Below are 22,013 nucleotides of genomic sequence, written 5' to 3'. Positions count from 1 at the left end.
TACCCGGCCCGCTCGTCCTCGCGTACGACGCTGCACCGCTGCGGCGGGCGGTCTTTCCGCGACTCACGGAGCCGGGCACGGCAAGGCGGTGAAGTCGGTGAACCGCAGCTCGGTGTTGTCGCCGCGCACCCCCACCCCGCCGGGGCCCGTGAGGACCCCGGGTTCGGTGTCCACGGCCTCGGCGACGGTCCGTCCGTCGACGAGGAGCCGCAGGCGGACGGTGGCCTCGGCGGTGGTGCGTACCTGCGCCTCGACGGGGTGCCAGGTGTCGTACGGGATCGCGCAGGGCGCCTGCGCGAGGGTCGTGTACGTACCCTCCGCGCCGTCGTCGGCCCCGGGCGGCAGGCACTTGCGTTTGATGACGACGAGCCCGTCGCGCCGCCGGAAGCTCAGCGCGTACAGCTCCTGGGGGCTGCGGTAGCGGAGCCAGAGGTGTCCGCCGTCCCAGTCCGTCGCGGGGGTGCGGGCGGTGGTGCCGGGTGGCCTGAGCAGGACCCGGGTGTGTACGGCGGTGTCCGCGAAGTCCCGTCGTACGGTCACCGCGCGCAGCACCGAGGAGCCGGTGTGCAGGCGGGAGAGCGGGTCCGGGGAGAGCCCGTCCGGGACTCCGCTCCAGGCGGTGCCCCGGTCCGCGAAGAGCGATCCGCTGGTGACGGTCCAGTCGGGGTGGGTGCGGGCGTCGGCGGCGCCGGGGTGCCGGTGGGCGTACTCGTTGGTGATCAGGCCGGAGCGGGGGAAGGTGGCGAGGAAGGTGGTGGTGTCCGGAACTCCGCAGGTGAGAGGGGTACCGTCGGCCCGCGCCGGGGCCGGAGCCGGATCCCGGAGTGCCGCCCCGGCTTCTGCGCCACGGGCGTCCGCGCCTCGCGGCCCCCCGGCCCCCGCCCCGGTCTCCGACGGGCCTCCGGCCGGCGGCCCGTCGGTCAGCGGCAGTACGCCCGCCGTGGCCGCGAGCCCCAGCCCGACCACCGCGCGGCGGCTGTACCCGGGGGCGGGCCCGCCCTGCCGCCGACGGCTCACCGCGCCTCCGCCGCCGGCGGGGCTGCCCCGGCCGTGCCCGTACCGGTTCGGACTGCGGCCGCCGTGTCCGTACCGGCTCCGGGCAGTGCGGCGACCCGGAGGGAGGCGAAGCGGGGCCACTCCCCCTCGGCGTCGCCGTTGCGGATGTTGAGGGCGAGGCCGCCCCTGCCGTTCCCGCCGGCGGCCCCCGGCTCGGTCCAGTCGATCCGGAAGCGCCCGTCGACCACGACCTCGGTACGGTCGCCCCGCACGGTGACGCGTACCCGGTGCACGGTGCCGTCCCGGAGCGTGCGCCGCGCGACTTCGGCCCGCCGGTCCCCGGTGCCCGCGAAGAGGCTGACGTAACTGTGGCTCAGGGAGACGGTGACGGGTGCCAGGCTGCCGTCGCGTACGACGATGCCGACATTGTTCGTCGCCTCGCGCAGCCGGTCGACCGTCGCGTCCACCGTGTAGTCGGTCCAGTCCGCCGTGGCGACGGGCCGGTAGGAGGCGCCCGCGTACCCCGTCCTCCCCGGGTAGGGCCCCCGTCCGGTGAAGACCCCGGCGCCGCCCCGGGCCCCCGGGCCCATGGGTTCCCAGCGGGCCGTGTCCTTCAACGGGTCGGGGCGGGCGCCCGGGGGCACCGCCGTCCAGAGTTCCAGTCCGGCGCGGAACGCGGGGAGGTCGGTCGCCCGGGTGATCTCCATGCGCCGCACCTCGCCCGCCGCTGCGGCGCGCCGTCCGGCGGGGAGCGGCCGGCCGGAGTTGTTCGTCAGGACGGCGGTGAACCGGCGGGCCAGTTCACGCCGGAGGATGCCGTTCGGGGTACGGGAGCCGACAGGCCCCGATGCGGCCGACGCATCCGACGCCTCCGACGCCTCGGAGAAGGGGTACGCGAAGAGGCGCGGCCGGGGCAGTCCGTGCCGGGCCAGCTCCGCGAACGAGGTGTCCAGGTCCCCGGCGATCCTCGCCCGGTACTCGTCCACGCGCTCCGGCCGCCGCTCCCCGGGCAGCCAGAGCCGGCTGGCGAGCGCCGACGCCGGCGTACCGGCCGCGTCCACCTCGCCCCGCCGGTGCTGGGCGTGGGTGTGGTCCTCGAAGTCCCACCGGCCGGTGGCGGCCATACGCCCGATCTCCTGCCAGGAGAGGTAGTACGGGCGGTGGCGGCCCACCGAGCCGGTGATCAGGAACACCGCCGCGTGCATCCGGTACTTGGCGAGGATGCGGTCGGCGTGCACCCAGAGTCCGTGGGTGCCGTCGTCGAAGGTGAGGTAGACGGACCGGCGGGCGGGCGGGGCTCCTCCGCCGAGGTAGCGGACGAACTCCTCGGTGGTCAGGCTCCGGTAGCCGGCCCTCGCCAGGGCGGCGAGCTGCGCGTCGAAAGCCTCGGGGGTCACGGTGTACTTGCCGCGTCCGCCGGGCCCGATGTCGTGGTACGCCAGCACGACGGGGGGCGCCGCCGCGCCCGATGCCGGTCCGGCGGCCCCGACGGCGGGCGGTGCCCCGGCGGGCGGACCCGCCTGCGGGGAGACCGCCCTGCGGTGGGTCTCGTACCGCCACGCCGCGTAGAACGGCAGGGCCACCAGCGCCAGGGCCAGCAGCCCGAGCAGGGCCCGTACCCCCGCCGCCCGCGCCCGTGCGCGGGCCGGTACGTCCCGGCTCACGGCAGCTCACCCCGGAACAGCACCAGCAGGTAGAGCGCGAGGACCGCGCAGGCGGTCAGCGACCCGGCCAGCAACCGGGCCGCGCGCCGCGCCGCCCCGCCGTCGGGCGCCACCGGGCCGCCCGCACCGGCGCCGCCCCGGTCCTCCTCGCCCAGCCGCCAGCCGCTCGACCTCCGGTCGCCCGCCCTCATGTCGCGCTCCTCGACCAGATGCCGCGCCGCACGGTGAGCAGGGAGTACGGGAGCAGCCAGGCGAGGACCACCGAGGAGAAGAGGGACATCAGGGGGCGGTATCTCCAGCGGGTGTCACCGGGGTGGTCGACCCGGTAGGCGAGGCCCCAGACGCAGCCCTTGAGCAGGACCCCGCAGACGTAGAGGAGGGTGAGGACGTACGCGCCGTGGAGGGGGGCCCGGACCAGGTGGAGGAGGGCCATCAGCGGCGCGGCGAGCACCCAGAGCACATGTCCGTAGAAGAGGACGGCGGGTCCGGGGCCCCGGCGCCACATGAAGGAGCCGGTGAAGAAGAGGTTGCGGATGAAGCTCTTCTTCCAGCGGACCTGCTGGCGCATCAGCGGGGCGAGGCGGGCGGGGACGTTGGTACGGACGTGGGCCGACCGGACGTAACCGACCCGCCAGCGGCGTTCGGGGTGGTCCTCGTCCGAGACGAACGGGGAGTCGCGGTAGCGGTCCTTGAGGGACCGGCCGATCCAGGCCTGCCCGAGGACGTACCCGGTCAGCTGGCGGTCGGTGGCGAAGCGGAAGGGAGCGCCCAGGAAGCGGTCCCCGGCCCAGGCGGGGAGGTAGTTGACGATCGCCTCCCGGCGGAACACGGCGAGCGGCCCGGAGACGCAGGAGACCGAGCCGAAGGAGGACTCCGCCGCCTTGGCGATCCTGAACTGGCCCTCGTACCAGACGTCTTGTACGCGCGTCAGGAGCGAAGCGTCCGGGTTGAGGGCCCTGCAGTGCCCGCTGACGGCGCCGAGGTCCGGGTGGCGGTCGAGGGCGTCCACGCAGCGCCGGAGCGCGTCGGGCGCCAGCACGCAGTCGGAGTCGGTGAACGCGATGACCTCGGCGTCCGCCCGTGCGCACGCGGCGACCAGGGCGTGCTTCTTCCCGACGTTCTCGTCCAACAGCATCACGGTGACGCCGAGTTCGTCCCGCAGCCGCACCAGGATCTCGCGGGTCCCGTCGGTGGAGAAGTCGTCCACCACGATGATCCGCACCCTCGGGCAGTCCGAGGCGGCCATGGAGCGCACACACGCCTCGATGGCACCGGCCTCGTCCTTCACCGCCAGCAGGAAGTCGACGCGCGGCCGGGCGGCGAGCGGCGGGAAGCCGGGCTCGGGCTCCCGGGGACCGGAGGTCGTCGAGGGGTCCTCGTACCGGCTGTAGGCGAGGTACAGCACGGTAATCGTGCCCGCGAGGACCACCAGGCCGTACACCGGAGCGGCGGTCAGACGCGGCAGCCGGAGCGCCTGGCGGGCCAGGAGCACGGTCAGGGGCATCAGGCAGAGCAGCACCAGCAGCCGGCGCACCCCGCGCCCGGCCCCGGGGGCCGCCGCCGCGAGCCGCCGGGCGAGGGAGCGGGCGAACCGGCGCGCGGGGCGGACCGGGCGGGCGGTCACGGAAGCGCGGCCGGGGACGGCCCGCCGGGCGGCGGGCGGGCGCGGCGGGGCGTCGGGGGTCCGGTCGGCGGGGGTCCGGTCGGTCAGGGTCATGCGGGCTCCCCCACCGGGCCGACCGGTCCGACCGGCCCAGACACACCAACCGGCCCAGACACACCATCAGACGCAGTCGCCCCATCAGGCACAGTCACCCCACTCGGCCCAGCCGCCCCCTCAGGCCCGTCCGCCCCGGCCACCCGGTGCGCTCCGGCCCCGTCGTACGCCGCTCCAGCCCCGTCGTAGGCCGCCCCGGCTCCGGTCGGCCGGGCGGTTCCGGACACCCCGGCGGCCCGGTACGTCCCGGCGGTTCCGGGCCCCCTCCGGTCCTGGGAGATGTCGAGCACCGTGTGTTCGGGGCCCAGTCGGCTCAGATCGGTGCCGGGGTGCAGGGTGTGCACCACGACCAGGTCCCACCGCTGCTGCCACGGGTCGGCGAGGCAGGTCAGCGTGGCGCCGCGCAGTTCGGCGCGGGGCACCAGCGGGTCCGTGAAGGCGACCGTCGCACCCCAGTCCGCGAGCAGCCCCATGATCTCCAGCGCGGGGCTTTCGCGGACGTCCGCGACGCCCCGCTTGTACGCGATCCCGACCATCAGCACGCGTGCCCCGGCGACCGGAATTCCCCGTGCGGCGAGCTTTGCGGTGATGAGCCCCGCCATACGGCCGGGACGTTCCGCGATGGCCCGCATCGCCGCGTCGACGACCGGCGACCCGATCCGTTCGGCCCTCAACTGCCAGAGCAGATAATGCGGATCGCACGGAATGCAGTGACCGCCGACCCCGGGGCCCGGGTAGAAGGGCATGAAGCCGTACGGCTTGGTCGCCGCCGCGTCGATCACCGCTCGGGGTTCCAGTCCGAAAACCGCGCAACTGTCGGCCAGTTCGTTCGCCAGCGCGATATTGACGGCTCGGAACGTGTTCTCCCAGAGTTTCGTCATCTCGGCGAGTTCCGGACTTCCGACCGTGTGGACGGAGGGGGAGATCCGGGAGAACACCGCGGCGGCCGAGACGGTGGAGCGGCGCCCGGCGCCGCCCACGACGCGCGGGGTGAGGTCCTGGCTGTGGTCGGCGTTGCCCGGGTCGATCCGCTCGGGGGCGAACGCCACAAAGACGTCCGTCTCCACCTTCATCCCCCGAGCCGCGAGCGGGGTGAGGAGCAGATCGCGGGTCGTCCCGACGTAACTGGTGGAGGTGAGTACCAGCAACTGCCCGGGCACCGCGTACGCGACCGCCGAGGCGCAGGCCGTGGTGAGCATGGCGAGGTCCGGCACCTGGTGGCGGTCCACGGGAGTGGGGACGCAGATCACCACGGTGTCCGCCCAGGCGGAGGCCCGGGGGTCGTCCGTGAGCAGGAAGGCGGGGTCGAGCAGGGCGTCCGCCAGGCGTTCCCGGTCCCGGGGCGCCAGGTCCACGACGCCCGCGCGGATGTCGCGCAGCCGGTCCGCGCTGACGTCGATCCCGATCACCCGTACCCCCGCCGCCCTCAACGCCAGGGCCGTCGGCAGCCCGACGTACCCCAGTCCGATCACGGCGACGGCCCGTCCGTGGCGCTCCGTCCGGGACAGCGGGACGCGGAACGGCGTACCGTCCTCCGGCGCGGGATCGGAGCCGGGCGGTCCCCCCGGCCCGGCAAAGGCGTTCGCATGCGGGGGCGTTGAGGAATTCCGGTCGGGATCGGTGCGCCCCTGGGCGGGAACTTCTGCCGTCGAAGCGGGAGATGCCGGTTGTTCCGGCCCGGAGTTCGCACCCGGCTCGACCGGATTCTGATGTCGTCCTGTCACCACGGACGAATCGTGCCCGATTCGTCACGAAAGAGGGGGACGGACACGGCATGGGAGCGCGATCGGGCCATTTCTCGCTATCCGTTCGCATACTCATCATTTCAATGATCGTTACCCATAAGGGAATGCGTACGCTCCCCCGGGAATTCGACGATGGAATGACCGTACGACCACACCGACGGGCCGTCACGCGCCGGACGACACACACCCCGGACCCCGCCCGGACCCCACCCGGACCCCACCCGGACCCCACCCGCAGGCCCCACACCCGAACCCCACCCACGCCCCCGCACCCGGCACCCACCCAGCGCCCGCACGACACCCGCGCGCGACCCCCACGCCCGCGCCCGAGCCTCCCGCGCTCCCCGCTCGGCACGCGCCGCGCATGGCTCGTTATGAGCCATGCACCCCGATCGTCTCACCACGTGAGCCGGAGCCCCGGAGCCCCGAAAATTTCGAACAGGCCACATGGGGCCACACATCGCCGTTCTCGGTGGTTACGGCGCCGGACGGCCGGCGGGTGTCGGCGCGACGAAGATCGACGAAACGTCCGCTTAACGAACACCGGCCACCCGGCAACGGACGAGTTCTGGCCAAATCGTTGACGCGCTCCTGACAGATACCCGCCGCGACTGTCACTCTTCCGTCGTTCCGCGCACCGCCTGCACTGCCGACCGGGCCACTGCCCGCCGGTACCCCCCTCGCAGAAGGAGTCCGCGTGAGACTCACGCACAGCCGTCGCACCACCGCGACCGGCGCACTCATAGCCGCGGCGGCCCTGGTCGCCGTGGGAGTCACCTCGCCCTCGGCGACCGCCACCCCCACCTCGGCCCCGGCGGTCTCCCCCGCTCTGGGCAAGGTCAACTCGGGGGCGCTGCCCGCGGCTCTCTCCCCCGCCCAGCGCGCCGCCCTGATCTCCGCGGCCGACGCGGACAAGGCGACCACCGCCAAGGAGCTCGGGCTCGGCGCGACGGAGAAGCTCGTCGTCCGTGACGTCGTCAAGGACGCCGACGGCACGGTGCACACCCGTTACGAGCGCACCCTCGGCGGGCTGCCGGTCCTCGGCGGCGACCTGGTCGTCACGTCGAGCACGGCCGGCGCCACCGAGTCCGTCACCAAGGCGTCCCCCGCCACCAGCGCGCAGCTGAAGGCCGTCGGCACCGTGGCCGCCGTCGCCCCGGCCACCGCGGAGAAGCAGGCGCTCACCGCGGCCTCGGCCGACGGTTCGAAGGCCACCGCGGCGAGCCAGGCTCCCCGCAAGGTGGTCTGGCTGGCGAGCGGCACCCCGAAGCTCGCCTTCGAGACGGTGGTCGGCGGCCTCCAGGAGGACGGCACCCCCAACGAGCTGCACGTCATCACCGACGCCGCCTCCGGCGCCAAGCTCTTCGAGTGGCAGGGCATCGAGACCGGTACCGGCAACACGCAGTACAGCGGCACCGTCACCCTCGGCACCTCGGGGACCACGGGTTCGTACAACCTGACCGACTCCACGCGCGGCGGGCACAAGACGTACAACCTGAACCACGCCACCTCCTCGGGCACCGGAACGCTCTTCTCCGGCGCGGACGACGTCTGGGGCAACGGCGTCGGCACCAACACCGAGACCGCCGCCGCCGACGCCCACTACGGCGCCGCCGAGACGTGGGACTACTACAAGAACGTCCACGGCCGCACCGGCATCAAGGGCAACGGCGTCGCCGCCTACTCCCGCGTCCACTACGGCAACAACTACGTCAACGCCTTCTGGACCGACAGCTGCTTCTGCATGACGTACGGCGACGGGTCCGGCAACGCCGCCCCGCTGACCTCGCTCGACGTCGCGGCCCACGAGATGTCGCACGGTGTCACCGCTGCCACCGCCGGCCTCGTCTACAGCGGTGAGTCCGGTGGCCTCAACGAGGCGACCAGCGACATCTTCGCGGCGGGTGTGGAGTTCTACTCCAACACCGCGGCCGACCCGGGCGACTACCTCGTCGGCGAGAAGATCGACATCAACGGCGACGGCACCCCGCTGCGCTACATGGACAAGCCGAGCAAGGACGGCGGGTCGTACGACTCGTGGTTCTCCGGCATCGGCAGCTCCGACGTCCACTACTCCTCGGGCCCGGCGAACCACTTCTTCTACCTGCTCTCCGAGGGCAGCGGCGCCAAGACCGTCAACGGCGTCTCCTACAACTCGCCGACCTCGGACGGCCTCGCCGTGACCGGTATCGGCCGCGACAAGGCGCTGGCGATCTGGTACCGGGCGCTCACCACGAAGTTCACCACGACGACCAACTACGCCTCCGCGCGCACCGGCACCCTCGCCGCCGCCGGTGAGCTGTACGGCACGACGAGCGCCGAGTACACCGCCGTGGCCAACGCCTGGGCCGGCATCAACGTCGGCACCCGCCCCGGCGGCACGACGCCCCCCACCGGGACGGTCTTCACCAACAGCACCGCCGTCTCGATCCCGGACAACGGCGCCGCGGTCACCAGCTCGCTCACCGTCTCCGGTGTCACCGGCAACGCCCCGAGCACCCTCCAGGTCGGCGTGGACATCACCCACACCTGGCGCGGTGACCTGGTCGTCGACCTCGTCGGCCCGAACGGGACCTCCTACCGGCTGAAGAGCTCCTCGTCGAGCGACTCGGCCGACAACGTGGTGGCGACCTACACGGTCAACGCCTCCGCGCAGGTCGCCAACGGTGTCTGGAAGCTGAAGGTGCAGGACGTCGCCTCGGGCGACACCGGCAAGATCAACAGCTTCAAGCTCACCTTCTGACCCACCGGCCGGCCCGGTCGGTGACCGGCCGGCCACGGACCGGACGGCCCCACACGGACCGGCGGGCCCCACACCGACCGGTCACGCACACCGGACGGCCCGGGAGGAGACCACCTCTCCTCCCGGGCCGTCCGCGCGTTCCCCGAAGGGCACTCCCGGTCAGCGGAGCACCGGACCGCCCTCCTCCTCCCCGACCGTCGCGTCCGGCAGCGCCACCAGGCCGAGTTCGGCCCCGGAGGCCAGCAGCGGGTGGGACGGCAGGACGCGTACGGTGTAGCCGTACGGGCCGGTACGGTCCAGCGAGAGCGGGCCCTCGTAGATCCGGTGGTCCTCCAGGTCGCCGGTACCGGTCACCTTCAGCGGGGTGGTCTGGGCGTCGACGAGGGCGTCGCCGGAATCCACCCGCCCGGCGACGACCTGCACCTCCAGGTCCTCCGGGGCGAGCCCGCCCAGCGCGATGCGGACCCGCAGCGCGAGGGTGGCGCCCAGCTCCGCCGAGCCGCCCGCGGCGGTGTCGGTGACCGTCTCGACGTGGTCGACGGCCACCTGCGGCCACGCCGCCCGCACCTTCGACTTCCACGCGGCGAGGTCCCGGGCGGCCGGGGCGTCGAGCGCCCGCCGGGACACCGCGGCGGGGGCGTAGAGCCGCTCCACGTACTCCCGGACCATGCGTCCGGCGAGGAGCTTCGGGCCGAGGGCGGCCAGGGTGCGGCGGACCATCTCGATCCACCGCTCGGGCAGCCCGTGCTCGCCCCGGTCGTAGAAGCGCGGGGCGACCCGGTCCTCGATCAGCGCGTACAGGGCGTCGGCCTCCAGTTCGTCGCGCCGGTCGTCGTCCACGGCGGACCCGTCGGCGGTCGGGATCGCCCAGCCGAAGTCCGGCTCGAACCACTCGTCCCACCAGCCGTCGCGCACCGAGAGGTTGAGGCTGCCGTTGAGGGCGGCCTTCATCCCGCTCGTGCCGCAGGCCTCCAGCGGGCGCAGCGGGTTGTTGAGCCAGACGTCGCACCCCGGGTAGAGCTTCTGCGCCATGGCCATGCCGTAGTCGGGCAGGAAGACGATCCGGTGGCGGACCTGGGCGTCGTCGGCGAACCGGACCAGCTCCTGGATCAGCCGCTTCCCGCCGTCGTCGGCGGGGTGGGCCTTGCCCGCGACGACGATCTGGATGGGCCGGGTCGGGTGGAGCAGCAGCCGGGTCAGCCGGTCCTTGTCGCGGAGCATCAGGGTGAGCCGCTTGTACGAGGGGACCCGGCGGGCGAAGCCGATGGTGAGGACGTCGGGGTCGAGGACGCCGTCGATCCAGCCGAGTTCGGCGGTGCCGGCGCCGCGCCTGCGCCAGGAGGCGTAGAGGCGTTTGCGTACCTCGGTGACGAGCTGTTCGCGCAGCACCCGGCGCAGGTCCCAGATCTCGCGGTCGGGGATGGCGGACACCGCGTCCCAGCGGCGGGGCGTGCCGGTGCGGTCGGCGCCGTTCCCGGTGGCCACCTCGCCGCCGGCGAGCGCGTCCCGGGCGCGGTCCTCGCCGACCTGCCGGGCGCCCAGGCCCAGCACCTCGGGGGCGACCCAGGTGGGGGCGTGCACGCCGTTGGTGACGGAGGTGATGGGCACCTCCGCCGGGTCGAATCCCGGCCAGAGCCCGGAGAACATCTCCCGGCTGACGGCCCCGTGCAGGGTGGAGACGCCGTTGGCGCGCTGGGCGAGCCTCAGTCCCATGACCGCCATGTTGAAGATGCCGGGGGTGCCGCCCTCGTACGTCTCCTCGCCGAGGGCGAGTACGCGGTCGACGGGGACTCCGGGGAGTTCGCCGTCGTCGCCGAAGTGGCGGGCGACGAGCTGGCGGTCGAAACGGTCTATCCCGGCGGGGACGGGGGTGTGGGTGGTGAAGACGGCACCGGCCCGGACGATTTCGAGCGCGGAGTCGAAGTCGAGTTCCCCGCCGCCGAGTTGTCCGGCCGCCTGACCGGATCCGCCGGACTGTCCGGGTGTCCGGTCGGTGCCGGTGAGTTCCCGGATGCGTTCGAGCCCGAGGAAGCCCGCGTGGCCCTCGTTGGTGTGGAACACCTCGGGGGCGGGTGCGCCGGTGAGCCGGCACCAGGTGCGCACGGCGCGTACCCCGCCGATGCCGAGGAGCATCTCCTGGAGGAGCCGGTGGTCGCTGCCGCCGCCGTAGAGCCGGTCGGTGACGTCGCGTTCGCCGGGGGCGTTCTCCTCGACGTCGGAGTCGAGCATGAGGAGGGGAACCCGGCCGACCTGGGCCTTCCAGACGCAGGCGTGCAGGGAGCGCCCGCCGGGCAGGGCGAGCACCACGCGGGCGGGGGTGCCGTCGTGTTCGCGCAGCAGGGTGACCGGGAGCTCGTTGGGGTCGAGCACCGGATAGGTCTCCTGCTGCCAGCCGTCGCGGGAGAGCGACTGGCGGAAGTAGCCGTGCCGGTAGAGCAGGCCGACGCCGATGAGCGGGACGCCGAGGTCGCTCGCGGCCTTGAGATGGTCGCCGGCGAGGATGCCGAGGCCGCCGGAGTACTGCGGCAGCGCGGCGGTCACTCCGAACTCGGGTGAGAAGTAGGCGACGGAGCTGGGGAGTTGGCTGCCCTGGGCGAGCTGGTTCTGGTACCACCGGTCTCCGGTGAGGTACCCGTCGAGCTCGTCGGCGGCCTCGCCGAGGCGGCCGAGGAACTCCTCGTCACGGGCGAGTTCGGCCAGCCGGGAGGCGGAGACGGAGCCCAGGAGCCGCACGGGGTCGGCGTCCTCCGGCCGCCACCCCTCGGGGTCGACGGACCGGAAGAGCTCCTGGGTCTCGGTGTGCCACGACCACCGCAGGTTGCGCGCGAGGTCGTGCAGGGGTCGCAGGGAGTCGGGGAGGACGGGACGTACGGTGAACCGACGAATGGCCTTCACGCGTTCCACCTTTACAGGGGAGTTGCGAATCCGAGGGGACGCCGCACCACGGTGTGCGCCGCTCCACCACGACGACGGTAACGGCCTGCCGCCCCGCACGGCCACGGCGCACGGGGGCGGCGGCGCGGTCCGGCGCGCGTCCGCGGGCTCTCGCGCCGCCCTCCGCCCGCCGCCCCAGGCGCCCCGGTGGCCCCGCCAACCCCGCCCGCGCCGAACGGATATGGCTGATTTCACCCCCTCGGGCGACCTTGTGGGCCCGGGCCGGCCGGGAGAGGCTTCCGGGGTGGCGAACCCACCGGGAGGTGCGAGTCGCCCGAGCGCGGGTACCCGGTGACTCGTGTGACGCCGCACGCCCGGAGTCCGGCGTCGGACGCGCGCGGCGTCCGGATTACGACCCAGTAGTTAACACGGCGCCGGGTTGACCGCGCGAAAGCGGTGGGAAGGCTACCCGCGTACGCAGCCGACCCGGCATCACACGTCCTCGCGCACACCCCCGCAGCGTGCGCACCGTCCCCGCGCACGCCAGCCATTCGAGTGCCATTCGAGTGAACGCGGACAGGAGCGGCCATGCCCACAGCCCGTCAGCAGACAGCTGAGCAGCTACAAAGGACTGATCCCCATGCTCGCGGCACGCGGACGCGGTCCTCGCCGCGCGTGCCGTCGTCCCCGCACGCCCCGCTCCAGCTTTCAGGTGATGTCATGATCGGTCGTATCCCCGTCCTGGACGTCCGCCCGCTCGTCGACTGCGGCAGACGCCCGGCGAAGGCGGTGGTGGGCGAGACCTTCCAGGTCTCCGCCACCGTCTTCCGCGAAGGCCATGACGCGGTGGCGGCCAACGTCGTACTGCGCGACCCGAGCGGGCGTCGCGGCCCCTACGTACCGCTGCGCGAACTGGCCCCCGGCACGGACCGGTGGGGAGCCGACGTCACCCCGGACTCCGAGGGGCGCTGGACGTACAAGGTCGAGGCGTGGAGCGACCCGCTGACCACCTGGCGGCGGCTCGCACAGATCAAGATCCCGGCCGGCATCGACACCGAACTGGTGCTCGCCGAGGGGGCGGCGCTCCACGAGCGTGCCGCGTCGGGCGTTCCGAAGAAGGACGGGCGGGAGGCGGTCTTGGCCGCCGTCGACGCCTTGCGGGACGCCGGCCGTACGCCCGCCGACCGGCTTGCGGCGGCGCTCACCCCGGCGGTGGCCGACCCGCTCGCCCGCTTCCCGCTGCGCGAGCTGGTCACCGCTTCGCGCCCCCTGCCGCTGGTCGTCGAGCGCCCGCGTGCGCTGTACGGCGCGTGGTACGAACTCTTCCCGCGCTCCGAGGGCGCCCGCCGCGAAACCGTCCCCGGCGGCGGGACCCGGCTGGTCAGCGGCACGTTCCGGACGGCGGCCGAACGGCTGCCGGCGGTGGCCGCGATGGGCTTCGACGTCGTGTACCTGCCACCGGTCCACCCCATCGGCACCTCCCACCGCAAGGGGCCCAACAACACGTTGACGGCGGGCGCCGACGACCCGGGGGTGCCCTGGGCGATCGGTTCGGCGGACGGCGGCCACGACGCGGTCCACCCCGACCTCGGCACGCTGGAGGACTTCGACCACTTCGTGGAGACCGCCCGCACCCTGCGGATGGAGATCGCGCTGGACTTCGCGCTCCAGTGCTCCCCCGACCACCCCTGGGTGAAGGAACACCCGGAGTGGTTCCACCACCGCCCGGACGGTTCGATCGCGTACGCCGAGAACCCGCCGAAGAAGTACCAGGACATCTACCCGATCGCCTTCGACAAGGACATGCGCGGGCTGGTCGCCGAGACCGTGCGGGTGCTGCGGTTCTGGATGGACCGGGGGGTGCGGATCTTCCGGGTGGACAACCCGCACACCAAGCCGGTCGTCTTCTGGGAGCGGGTGATCGAGGAGATCAACGGCACCGACCCGGACGTGCTCTTCCTCGCCGAGGCGTTCACCCGCCCGGCGATGATGCACACCCTGGCGAAGGTCGGTTTCCAGCAGTCGTACACGTACTTCACCTGGCGGAACACGAAGCAGGAGCTCACCGAGTACGCCACCGAGGTCTCCGGAGAGGCCGCCGCGTACATGCGGCCCAACTTCTTCGTGAACACCCCCGACATCCTGCCCGGTTACCTCCAGGACGGCGGGCGGCCGGCCTTCGAGGCACGGGCCGTGCTGGCCGCGACGCTCTCCCCGTCCTGGGGCGTGTACGCGGGATTCGAGCTGTGCGAGAACACCCCGGTGCGCCCGGGGAGCGAGGAGTACCTGCACTCGGAGAAGTACGAACTCAAGCCCAGGGACTGGGAGTCGGCCGAGCGGGAGGGACGCTCGCTGGCTCCGCTGATCACCTCGCTCAACCGGATCAGGCGCCGCCATCCGGCGCTCCGGCAGCTGCGTGACGTCCACTTCCACTCCGTCGACAACGAAGCGCTGATCGCGTACAGCAAGCGCTCCGGATCGAACACCCTCCTGGTGGTCGTGAACCTCGACCCGCACCACACCCAGGAGGCCACGGTCTCGTTGGACATGCCGCAACTCGGCCTCGACTGGCACGAGAGCGTGCCGGTGCGCGACGAGCTCACCGGCGACACCTATCACTGGGGCAGGACCTTCTATGTGCGCCTAGAGCCGGGTATCACGCCCGCGCACATCGTCGTCCTGCGACCGTCCCCGCCGACCGGAGGGTCACCCACACCATGATCGTGAATGAGCCTGTTCCCGACACCTTCGAGGACACCCCCGCCAAGGACCGGGATCCCGACTGGTTCAAGCGCGCCGTCTTCTACGAGGTACTCGTCCGGTCCTTCCAGGACTCCAACGGCGACGGCATCGGAGACCTCAAGGGCATCACCGCCAAGCTGGACTACCTCCAGTGGCTGGGCATCGACTGCCTCTGGCTGCCACCGTTCTTCAAGTCACCGCTGCGCGACGGCGGTTACGACGTCTCCGACTACACCGCCGTGCTTCCGGAGTTCGGCGACCTCGCCGACTTCGTGGAGTTCGTGGACGCCGCGCACCAGCGCGGCATGCGCGTCATCATCGACTTCGTCATGAACCACACGAGCGACCAGCACGAGTGGTTCCAGCAGTCCCGGTCGGACCCCGACGGGCCCTACGGCGACTACTACGTCTGGGCCGACGACGACAAGCAGTTCCCCGACGCGAGGATCATCTTCGTCGACACGGAGACCTCGAACTGGACCTTCGACCCGGTGCGCAAGCAGTACTACTGGCACCGGTTCTTCTCGCACCAGCCCGACCTCAACTACGACAACCCGGCGGTGCAGGAGGAGATCATCTCCGCCCTCCGGTTCTGGCTGGACCTCGGCATCGACGGCTTCCGCGTGGACGCCGTGCCCTACCTCTACCAGCGCGAGGGCACCAACTGCGAGAACCTCCCCGAGACCCACGGCTTCCTCAAGCGGGTGCGCAAGGAGATCGACGCCAACTACCCGGACACCGTGCTGCTCGCCGAGGCCAACCAGTGGCCCGAGGACGTCGTCGACTACTTCGGCGACTACCAGGCCGGCGGCGACGAATGCCACATGGCGTTCCACTTCCCGGTGATGCCGCGCATCTTCATGGCGGTCCGGCGGGAGAGCCGCTACCCGGTCTCCGAAGTCCTCGCCAAGACACCGGCGATCCCGAAGAACTGCCAGTGGGGCATCTTCCTGCGCAACCACGACGAGCTCACCCTCGAAATGGTCACGGACGAAGAGCGCGACTACATGTACGCGGAGTACGCCAAGGACCCGCGGATGCGCGCCAACATCGGCATCCGGCGCCGCCTCGCCCCACTGCTCGACAACGACCGCAACCAGATCGAGCTGTTCACCGCCCTGCTGCTCTCGCTGCCCGGCTCCCCGATCCTCTACTACGGGGACGAGATCGGGATGGGCGACAACATCTGGCTGGGCGACCGCGACGGGGTGCGCACCCCGATGCAGTGGACACCGGACCGCAACGCCGGCTTCTCCTCCAGCGACCCCGGCCGGCTCTTCCTGCCCACGATCATGGACCCGGTCTACGGCTACCAGGTCACCAACGTCGAGGCGTCGATGGCGTCGCCCTCCTCGCTGCTGCACTGGACCCGCCGGATGATCGAGATCCGCAAGCAGAATCCGGCCTTCGGGCTGGGCGAGTACACCGAACTGCCGTCGTCCAACCCGGCGGTGCTCGCGTTCACCCGCGAGTACGGGGACGATCTCGTGCTGTGCGTCCACAACTTCTCGCGGTTCGCACAGCCGACGGAGCTCGATCTGCGCTCGTTCAACGGACGCCACCCGGTCGAACTGATCGGCGGCGTGCGGTTCCCGGCCGTCGGTGAGTGGCCCTACCTGCTCACTCTCGCCGGCCACGGCTTCTACTGGTTCCGCCTGCGGAAGGAAGCCCCTCCCATCTGACGGGCTCCACCGGGGCGTTACGCCCACAGAACGGTACGCACGGCTCCTGCGGGACGGTTTCCGCCGTCCCGCACGGGGCACTCTCCCCCACATCGAGCACTGGAGGACCCGGACGGCCGTTGGGCCATTCGAGTCCGTACGGACCATCCTCACCCGACACGTCCCGCACAGCCGGACAGCCATTGCCGCAATCCGGGACACTCCTCGCATCTGTGTGCCCGGGGAAAGGACGCGATGCCATGTCGGAGGCTGCATCCACTCACGTCGCCCTGGCGAAGAGCACCACGAAACAGGCGCCCCACCCGCAACCCCATCCACGGCCCGGGGGCGCCGCGGCGGGGACGGCACTGCTGCCCTCACTCGCCCCCCTGCTCCACGACTGGCTGCCCCGGCAACGGTGGTTCGCCGGCAAGGGCCACCCCGTGGCCGGGTTCACCCTGGTCTCCGCGACCGAGATACTGCCGGTGGACTCCTCGGCGACCGGCCCCGGACTGCTCCACCTCCTGGTCCGGGTCCACCAGCCGGGACTGCCCGCCCGCGCCACCGGTGACTGCTACCAGCTCCTGCTGGGAGTCCGGACCGACCTGCCGCCGAGCCTGGCCTCCGCCCTCATCGGGCGGGTGACCGACGGCCCGCTGGCCGGCCGCACCGTGTACGAGGGCCTCCACGACCCCCGCCTCGCCGGACTGCTGCTGGAGCGGTTCCGCCGCCCCGGCCCCCTCGGAGCACTCCGCTTCGAGCGCGCCGAAACGATTCCGGCCGGACTCGCACCCCGGCTGCTGGACACCGAGCAGTCCAACTCCTCGCTCGTCTTCGGCGACGCGTACATCCTGAAGATCCTGCGGAGAGTCTTCCCCGGGACCAACCCCGACCTGGAGCTGCCGCTCGCCCTCGTCGGCGAGGGCTGCGGACGGGTGCCCGCACCCGTCGCCTGGTTCGAGGCCACCACCCCGGAACCGCTCACCCTCGGCGTACTGCAACCCTTCCTGCGCGGCGCCGAGGACGGCTGGCAACTGGCACTCGGCGCGCTCGCGGAGGGACGCGACTTCGTCCCCGAAGCGCACGCGCTCGGCCGGGCCACCGCCGAGGTCCACTCCGCGCTCGCCTCCGCCCTGCCGGGCCCCGACCTGCGCCTGCCCGGCATCGAGCAGCTGGTCGCCGGGATGACCCAGCGGCTGGAGTCGACCGCGCAGGCGGTCCCCGCGCTCCTGCCGTACGTCCCCGCGCTGCGCGCCGCCTTCGACGCGGTGGCGGAGCTCGGACACCGGGGCCGCTCCTGGGCCACCCACCGGGTCCACGGCGATCTGCACCTCGGACAGACCCTCCGCGCCGCCGACGGGTTCTGGTCACTGATCGACTTCGAGGGCGAACCCGCCCGTCCGCTCGCCGAACGCCGCAGCCCGCAGCCACCGGTGCGCGACGTCGCCGGAATGCTCCGGTCCTTCGACTACGCGGCCCGCTCCCACCGCCCGTGGAGCGACGCGTGGGCGGAGCGCTGCCGCTCCGCGTACTGCGAGGGGTACGCCGACGTCGCGGGCACCGACCCGCGCAGCGAACCCGAGCTGCTGCGCGCCCACGAGACGGACAAGGCGGTGTACGAGGTGCTGTACGAGGCACGGCACCGCCCCGACTGGCTGCCCGTCCCGATGGCCGCGATCCAGCGGCTGGCGGCGTCCACCTGATCCGGGTCCGCGCGGCATCCCCGCCGCGCGGCCCGGTGGACCCGCGGGCGCACCCCGGCCCGACGGTCCGCCCCTTCCGCACGCCCCGCCCCTCCCCCGCACCGACCGACCCCCCGAGGAGGCCGTCCCCCGTGACCGCCCGTAAGCCGTCCAGGAAGAAGCCCGCCCCCGTCGAAACCGAGGTCGTACCAGCTCCGCATTCGGTGACGACCGGGACGGCCGACGTGCCGGAGCCGGCGGCCTCCGCCACGACCGCCACGGTCACCACGACCGCGCCCGCGCCCGCCCCGGCAGACGCTCCTTCGGCAGACGCTCCCTCGGCGAAGCGTCCCAAGGCCAAGCGGAAGACCGGTGTGCCGCCGCACCCCCGGCGCGGCGGCACCGACGTCCGCGAGGGCGTCCGGCCCGCGCCCGCCCTGCACGACGCGGACCGGGGCCGGCTGCTCGCCGGTGAGCACCACGCCCCGCACGATCTGCTGGGGGCGCACCCGTACGACGGCGGAGTGCTGGTGCGGGTGCTGCGCCCGTACGCGCGTGCCGTGACGGTGCTCGCGGAAGGGCTCCGCGCCGAACTCCTCGACGACGGCGACGGCTTCTTCTCCGGTGTGCTGCCGCTCGCGTCCGTGCCGGAGTACCGGCTGCTGGTCGCCTACGCGGACGACGAGGTCGAGATCGAGGACCCGTACCGCTTCCTGCCCGCCATCGGTGAGCTGGACCTGCACCTGATCGGCGAGGGCCGGCACGAGGAGCTGTGGACCGCGCTGGGCTCACGGGTCATGGAGCACCAGGGGGTCGCCGGGACCCGGTTCACGGTGTGGGCGCCCAATGCGCGGGGGGTGCGGATCGCGGGCGACTTCACCTACTGGGACAGCACCGGACTGCCGATGCGTTCGCTCGGCTCGACCGGGGTGTGGGAGCTGTTCCTCCCCGGCGTGGGCGAGGGCGCGCTCTACAAGTTCGACATCTGCCGCCCGGACGGATCGCACACCCTGCGCGCCGACCCGATGGCCCGCGCCACGGAGGTGCCGCCCGCCACCGCTTCGGTCGTCACCGCCTCGCACTACGTGTGGCAGGACGGCGACTGGATGGACCGGCGCGGCGACCGCCCGGTGCACGAGGCGCCGTTCTCCGTATACGAAATCCACCTCCCGTCCTGGCGACCGCGCCTGACGTACCGCCAGCTCGCGGAGCAACTGCCCGCGTACGTCAAGGACCTGGGCTTCACGCACGTGGAGCTGATGCCGGTCTCCGAGCATCCGTTCGGCGGCTCCTGGGGCTACCAGGTGACCGGTTTCTACGCGCCGACCTCCCGCATGGGCACCCCCGACGACTTCCGCCACCTGGTGGACTCGCTGCACCGGGCGGGCATCGGCGTGATCATGGACTGGGTGCCCGCGCACTTCCCGCGCGACGAATGGGCGCTGGCGGAGTTCGACGGACGGCCGCTGTACGAGCACTCCGACCCGTCCCGCGCGGCGCACCCGGACTGGGGCACCCTGGAGTTCGACTACGGCCGCACCGAGGTCCGCAACTTCCTCGTCTCCAACGCCACGTACTGGTGCGAGGAGTTCCACATCGACGGGCTGCGGGTCGACGCGGTCGCGTCCATGCTCTACCTCGACTACTCCCGCGAGGACGGCCAGTGGTCGCCCAACGAGCACGGCGGCCGGGAGAACCTGGACGCGGTGGCCTTCCTCCAGGAGATGAACGCGACCGTCTACCGCCGCAACCCCGGCGTGGTGACGATCGCCGAGGAGTCCACCGCCTGGAACGGCGTCACCCGCGCCACCCACCACATCGGCCCGGACGGCTTCGGCGGACTCGGGTTCGGGCTGAAGTGGAACATGGGCTGGATGCACGACTCCCTCACCTACATGGAGAAGGAGCCGGTGCACCGCAAGTACCACCACAACGAGATGACCTTCTCGATGGTGTACGCGTACAGCGAGAACTACGTGCTGCCGATCTCGCACGACGAGGTGGTGCACGGCAAGCAGGCGCTGGTCTCGAAGATGCCCGGCGACTGGTGGCAGCAGCGCGCCAACCACCGCGCCTACCTCGGCTTCATGTGGGCCCACCCCGGCAAGCAACTCCTCTTCATGGGGCAGGAGTTCGCACAGGGCGCCGAGTGGTCCGAGGGCCACGGCCCGGACTGGTGGCTGCTCGACCCGGCGTACGAGGCCTCCGGCGACCACCGCGGCGTACGCGACCTGGTCGGCGACCTGAACGCGGTGTACGGCGCGGTCCCCGCGCTCTGGCAGCGCGACACCGACCCGGGCGGCTTCAGCTGGGTGGACGGCGGCGCGGCGGAGGACAACGTCCTGGCGTTCCTCCGCTACGACGCGGACGGCTCCCCGCTGCTCGCGGTCTCCCACTTCTCCCCGGTGGTCCGGCACGACTACCGGCTCGGGGTGCCGGAGTCGGCCGAGAGCTGGGTGGAGGTGCTGAACACCGACGCGGCCCGCTACGGCGGAAGTGACGTCCGCAACGAGGAGCCGCTGAAGCCGGAGGAGGTACCGGCGCACGGCCGTGGGGCCAGCATCACGGTGACCCTGCCGCCGCTGGCGACGGTCTGGTTCCGCCCGGCCTGACCCGCGGCGGTCACACCCCCGCACCACCGGAAGCCCGGACCCCGCGGTCCGGGCTTCCCGGCGTTCCGCCGGCGTACCGGCCCGGGGTGGTGCCCATGATCCGTTTGAAGTGCCGGGTGAGGTGCGACTGGTCGTGGAACCCGGCGGCGGCGGCCACCTCGCCCTGCGGCAGCCCGTCGAGCAGCAGGCGGCGGGCCAGGTCGACGCGGCGGGAGGTCAGGTACTGGTGCGGGGCGATACCGAACGCGCCGCTGAAGGCCCGTACGAGATGGGTGGGGTGGGCGTGGACCAGACGGGCGGCCTCGGTCAGGGTGAGGCCCTCGGGCAGCCGCTCGTCGAGCAGATCACGCAGGTCCCGGGCGACGCCGTGGCCGTCGGGCACGGCACCACCGTTCTCGGCCGCGGGGCTCAGGAGCGCCCGCAGCCGCTCCCCCACGAAGGCCAGCCGGCTCTCCGCCTCGAAGACGTCACCGGGATGCGCGAGCGCCGCGTGCAGCTGCCCGACCCGGGTGCGCAGCAGGGGGTCGGCGAAATCCGGGTGGTCGACCGCGGGACCGATGAGGCCCGCGTCGAGCTGCGTCATGTCGAGGTAGACGACGCGCTTGCGGAAGCCGTGCGCCGTGGCGGGCGAGCCGTTGTGCGGGACCTGCGGCGGCAGCAGGCTCACGGTGTCGCGCGGGGTGCCGCGCTCGTACCGGTCGAGGTCGTAGCGGACGGCCCCGTCGTCGACGATCAGGAGGGTCCAGGAGTCGTGCACGTGCATGGGGTAGGCGTGCTCGGTGAAGTGGGCGTGCAGAACCTCGACGACGCCCGGAACGTGCGGGCGCCATGCGGAGATCTCCTGCTCCTGCGAGGACGTCACGCAAAGAACGTACAAGACGGGGCGGGCGGGCATCGCGGAGTCTCGGAGCATGAACACCGAGAACGAGAACACCGCCCCGAACACTTCCCAGGTCACCGCCCCTGACGAGAACGCCCCCGTCCGCTTCGACACCAAGATCGCCGTCCTGCTCCGCGAGGACCTGGAGACCTGGCAGCGCCTGAACGTGACCGCCTTCCTGGTCAGCGGGCTCGGCACGGTGACGCCCGAGGTGATCGGCGAACCCTACGAGGACGCCGACGCGACCCCGTACCTGCCGATGTTCCGTCAGCCCGTGCTGGTCTTCGAGGGGACGAAGGAGGTGCTGACGGCCGCGCACGGCCGGGCGCTCTCCCGCGCGCTGCCGAGGTCCCTGTTCACCTCGGACCTGTTCGCCACGGGCAACGACCGGGACAACCGGGCGGCCGTACGGGCCGTGGGCGCGGACGCGCTCGACTTGGTGGGCCTCGCGGTGTACGGGCCGCGCAACGCGGTGGACAAGGTGCTCAAGGGCGGGCGCATGCACCCCTGATCCGCGCCCGGGCGGCCGGACTTCCTCGCTGACCGAAGCGCTGGGAGCCGGCCGTCTTCCTCTTGCTCCCCGGACAGCCCGAGGCAATTCCCCGTAAACGCAGAAAACCCCCGTGCCCAAAGGCACGGGGGTCTCCCGGAAAAATTGTTCGGCGGCGTCCTACTCTCCCACAGGGTCCCCCCTGCA

13 protein-coding genes are annotated in these 22,013 nt (G+C 72.5%); 6 read left to right on the top strand and 7 right to left on the bottom strand.

Features of this window, described 5'->3' with window-relative positions:
* Positions 1-63: 63 nt before the first annotated feature.
* From ACWCWD_RS31895 to ACWCWD_RS31875, 5 genes are read right to left on the bottom strand one after another with little or no spacing between them, the layout of a single operon-like run.
* Positions 64-1,017 (bottom strand): hypothetical protein, encoded by a 954-nt coding sequence (locus tag ACWCWD_RS31895; RefSeq protein ID WP_450778256.1) that lies wholly within the window; start codon positions 1,015-1,017, stop codon positions 64-66.
* Positions 1,014-2,660 carry a polysaccharide deacetylase family protein gene (locus ACWCWD_RS31890; RefSeq protein ID WP_450778254.1) on the bottom strand — a complete coding sequence of 549 codons (1,647 nt, stop codon included), beginning with the start codon at positions 2,658-2,660 and terminating at the stop codon, positions 1,014-1,016. The genes ACWCWD_RS31895 and ACWCWD_RS31890 overlap by 4 nt, the downstream gene beginning before the upstream one ends.
* On the bottom strand, positions 2,657-2,851 hold the full coding sequence (locus tag ACWCWD_RS31885) for a hypothetical protein (protein WP_450778252.1): 195 nt from the start codon (positions 2,849-2,851) through the stop codon (positions 2,657-2,659). The genes ACWCWD_RS31890 and ACWCWD_RS31885 overlap by 4 nt, the downstream gene beginning before the upstream one ends.
* Positions 2,848-4,377 (bottom strand): glycosyltransferase family 2 protein, encoded by a 1,530-nt coding sequence (locus ACWCWD_RS31880; protein WP_450778250.1) that lies wholly within the window; start codon positions 4,375-4,377, stop codon positions 2,848-2,850. The genes ACWCWD_RS31885 and ACWCWD_RS31880 overlap by 4 nt, the downstream gene beginning before the upstream one ends.
* Positions 4,374-5,849 (bottom strand): nucleotide sugar dehydrogenase, encoded by a 1,476-nt coding sequence (locus tag ACWCWD_RS31875; RefSeq protein WP_450778249.1) that lies wholly within the window; start codon positions 5,847-5,849, stop codon positions 4,374-4,376. Before ACWCWD_RS31875 ends, ACWCWD_RS31880 begins: the two co-directional genes overlap by 4 nt.
* A gap of 970 nt (positions 5,850-6,819) precedes the next feature.
* Between ACWCWD_RS31875 and ACWCWD_RS31870 the strand changes: the two genes are divergently transcribed.
* Positions 6,820-8,865, top strand: coding sequence for a M4 family metallopeptidase (locus ACWCWD_RS31870; RefSeq protein ID WP_450778247.1), 2,046 nt, complete (start codon positions 6,820-6,822; stop codon positions 8,863-8,865).
* Between the two features lie 159 nt (positions 8,866-9,024).
* Here ACWCWD_RS31870 and glgP read toward each other — a convergent pair whose 3' ends face one another.
* On the bottom strand, positions 9,025-11,760 hold the full coding sequence (gene glgP / locus ACWCWD_RS31865) for an alpha-glucan family phosphorylase (RefSeq protein WP_450778245.1): 2,736 nt from the start codon (positions 11,758-11,760) through the stop codon (positions 9,025-9,027).
* A 699-nt stretch (positions 11,761-12,459) separates the two neighbouring features.
* Here glgP and ACWCWD_RS31860 point away from each other — a divergent pair.
* From ACWCWD_RS31860 to glgB, 4 genes are all read left to right on the top strand, one after another.
* On the top strand, positions 12,460-14,460 hold the full coding sequence (locus ACWCWD_RS31860) for an alpha-1,4-glucan--maltose-1-phosphate maltosyltransferase (protein ID WP_450778243.1): 2,001 nt from the start codon (positions 12,460-12,462) through the stop codon (positions 14,458-14,460).
* Positions 14,457-16,163: a maltose alpha-D-glucosyltransferase gene (gene treS / locus ACWCWD_RS31855; protein WP_450778241.1), complete on the top strand. Its 1,707-nt coding sequence runs from the start codon at positions 14,457-14,459 to the stop codon at positions 16,161-16,163. The genes ACWCWD_RS31860 and treS overlap by 4 nt, the downstream gene beginning before the upstream one ends.
* A gap of 239 nt (positions 16,164-16,402) precedes the next feature.
* Complete coding sequence (locus tag ACWCWD_RS31850; protein WP_450778239.1) at positions 16,403-17,845, top strand: maltokinase N-terminal cap-like domain-containing protein; 1,443 nt, start codon at positions 16,403-16,405, stop codon at positions 17,843-17,845.
* A 131-nt stretch (positions 17,846-17,976) separates the two neighbouring features.
* On the top strand, positions 17,977-20,436 hold the full coding sequence (glgB, locus tag ACWCWD_RS31845; RefSeq protein ID WP_450778237.1) for a 1,4-alpha-glucan branching enzyme: 2,460 nt from the start codon (positions 17,977-17,979) through the stop codon (positions 20,434-20,436).
* Between the two features lie 10 nt (positions 20,437-20,446).
* Here glgB and ACWCWD_RS31840 read toward each other — a convergent pair whose 3' ends face one another.
* Positions 20,447-21,331 (bottom strand): AraC family transcriptional regulator, encoded by an 885-nt coding sequence (locus ACWCWD_RS31840; RefSeq protein ID WP_450778354.1) that lies wholly within the window; start codon positions 21,329-21,331, stop codon positions 20,447-20,449.
* 16 nt (positions 21,332-21,347) lie between these two features.
* On the opposite strand from ACWCWD_RS31840, the gene ACWCWD_RS31835 reads away from it, so the two are divergent.
* Positions 21,348-21,827 carry a DUF2000 family protein gene (locus ACWCWD_RS31835; RefSeq protein ID WP_450778235.1) on the top strand — a complete coding sequence of 160 codons (480 nt, stop codon included), beginning with the start codon at positions 21,348-21,350 and terminating at the stop codon, positions 21,825-21,827.
* Positions 21,828-22,013: the final 186 nt, after the last annotated feature.

The sequence above is a fragment of the Streptomyces sp. NPDC001493 genome, from assembly GCF_053597235.1.
This window is presented reverse-complemented; position numbering and strand designations above follow the sequence as displayed.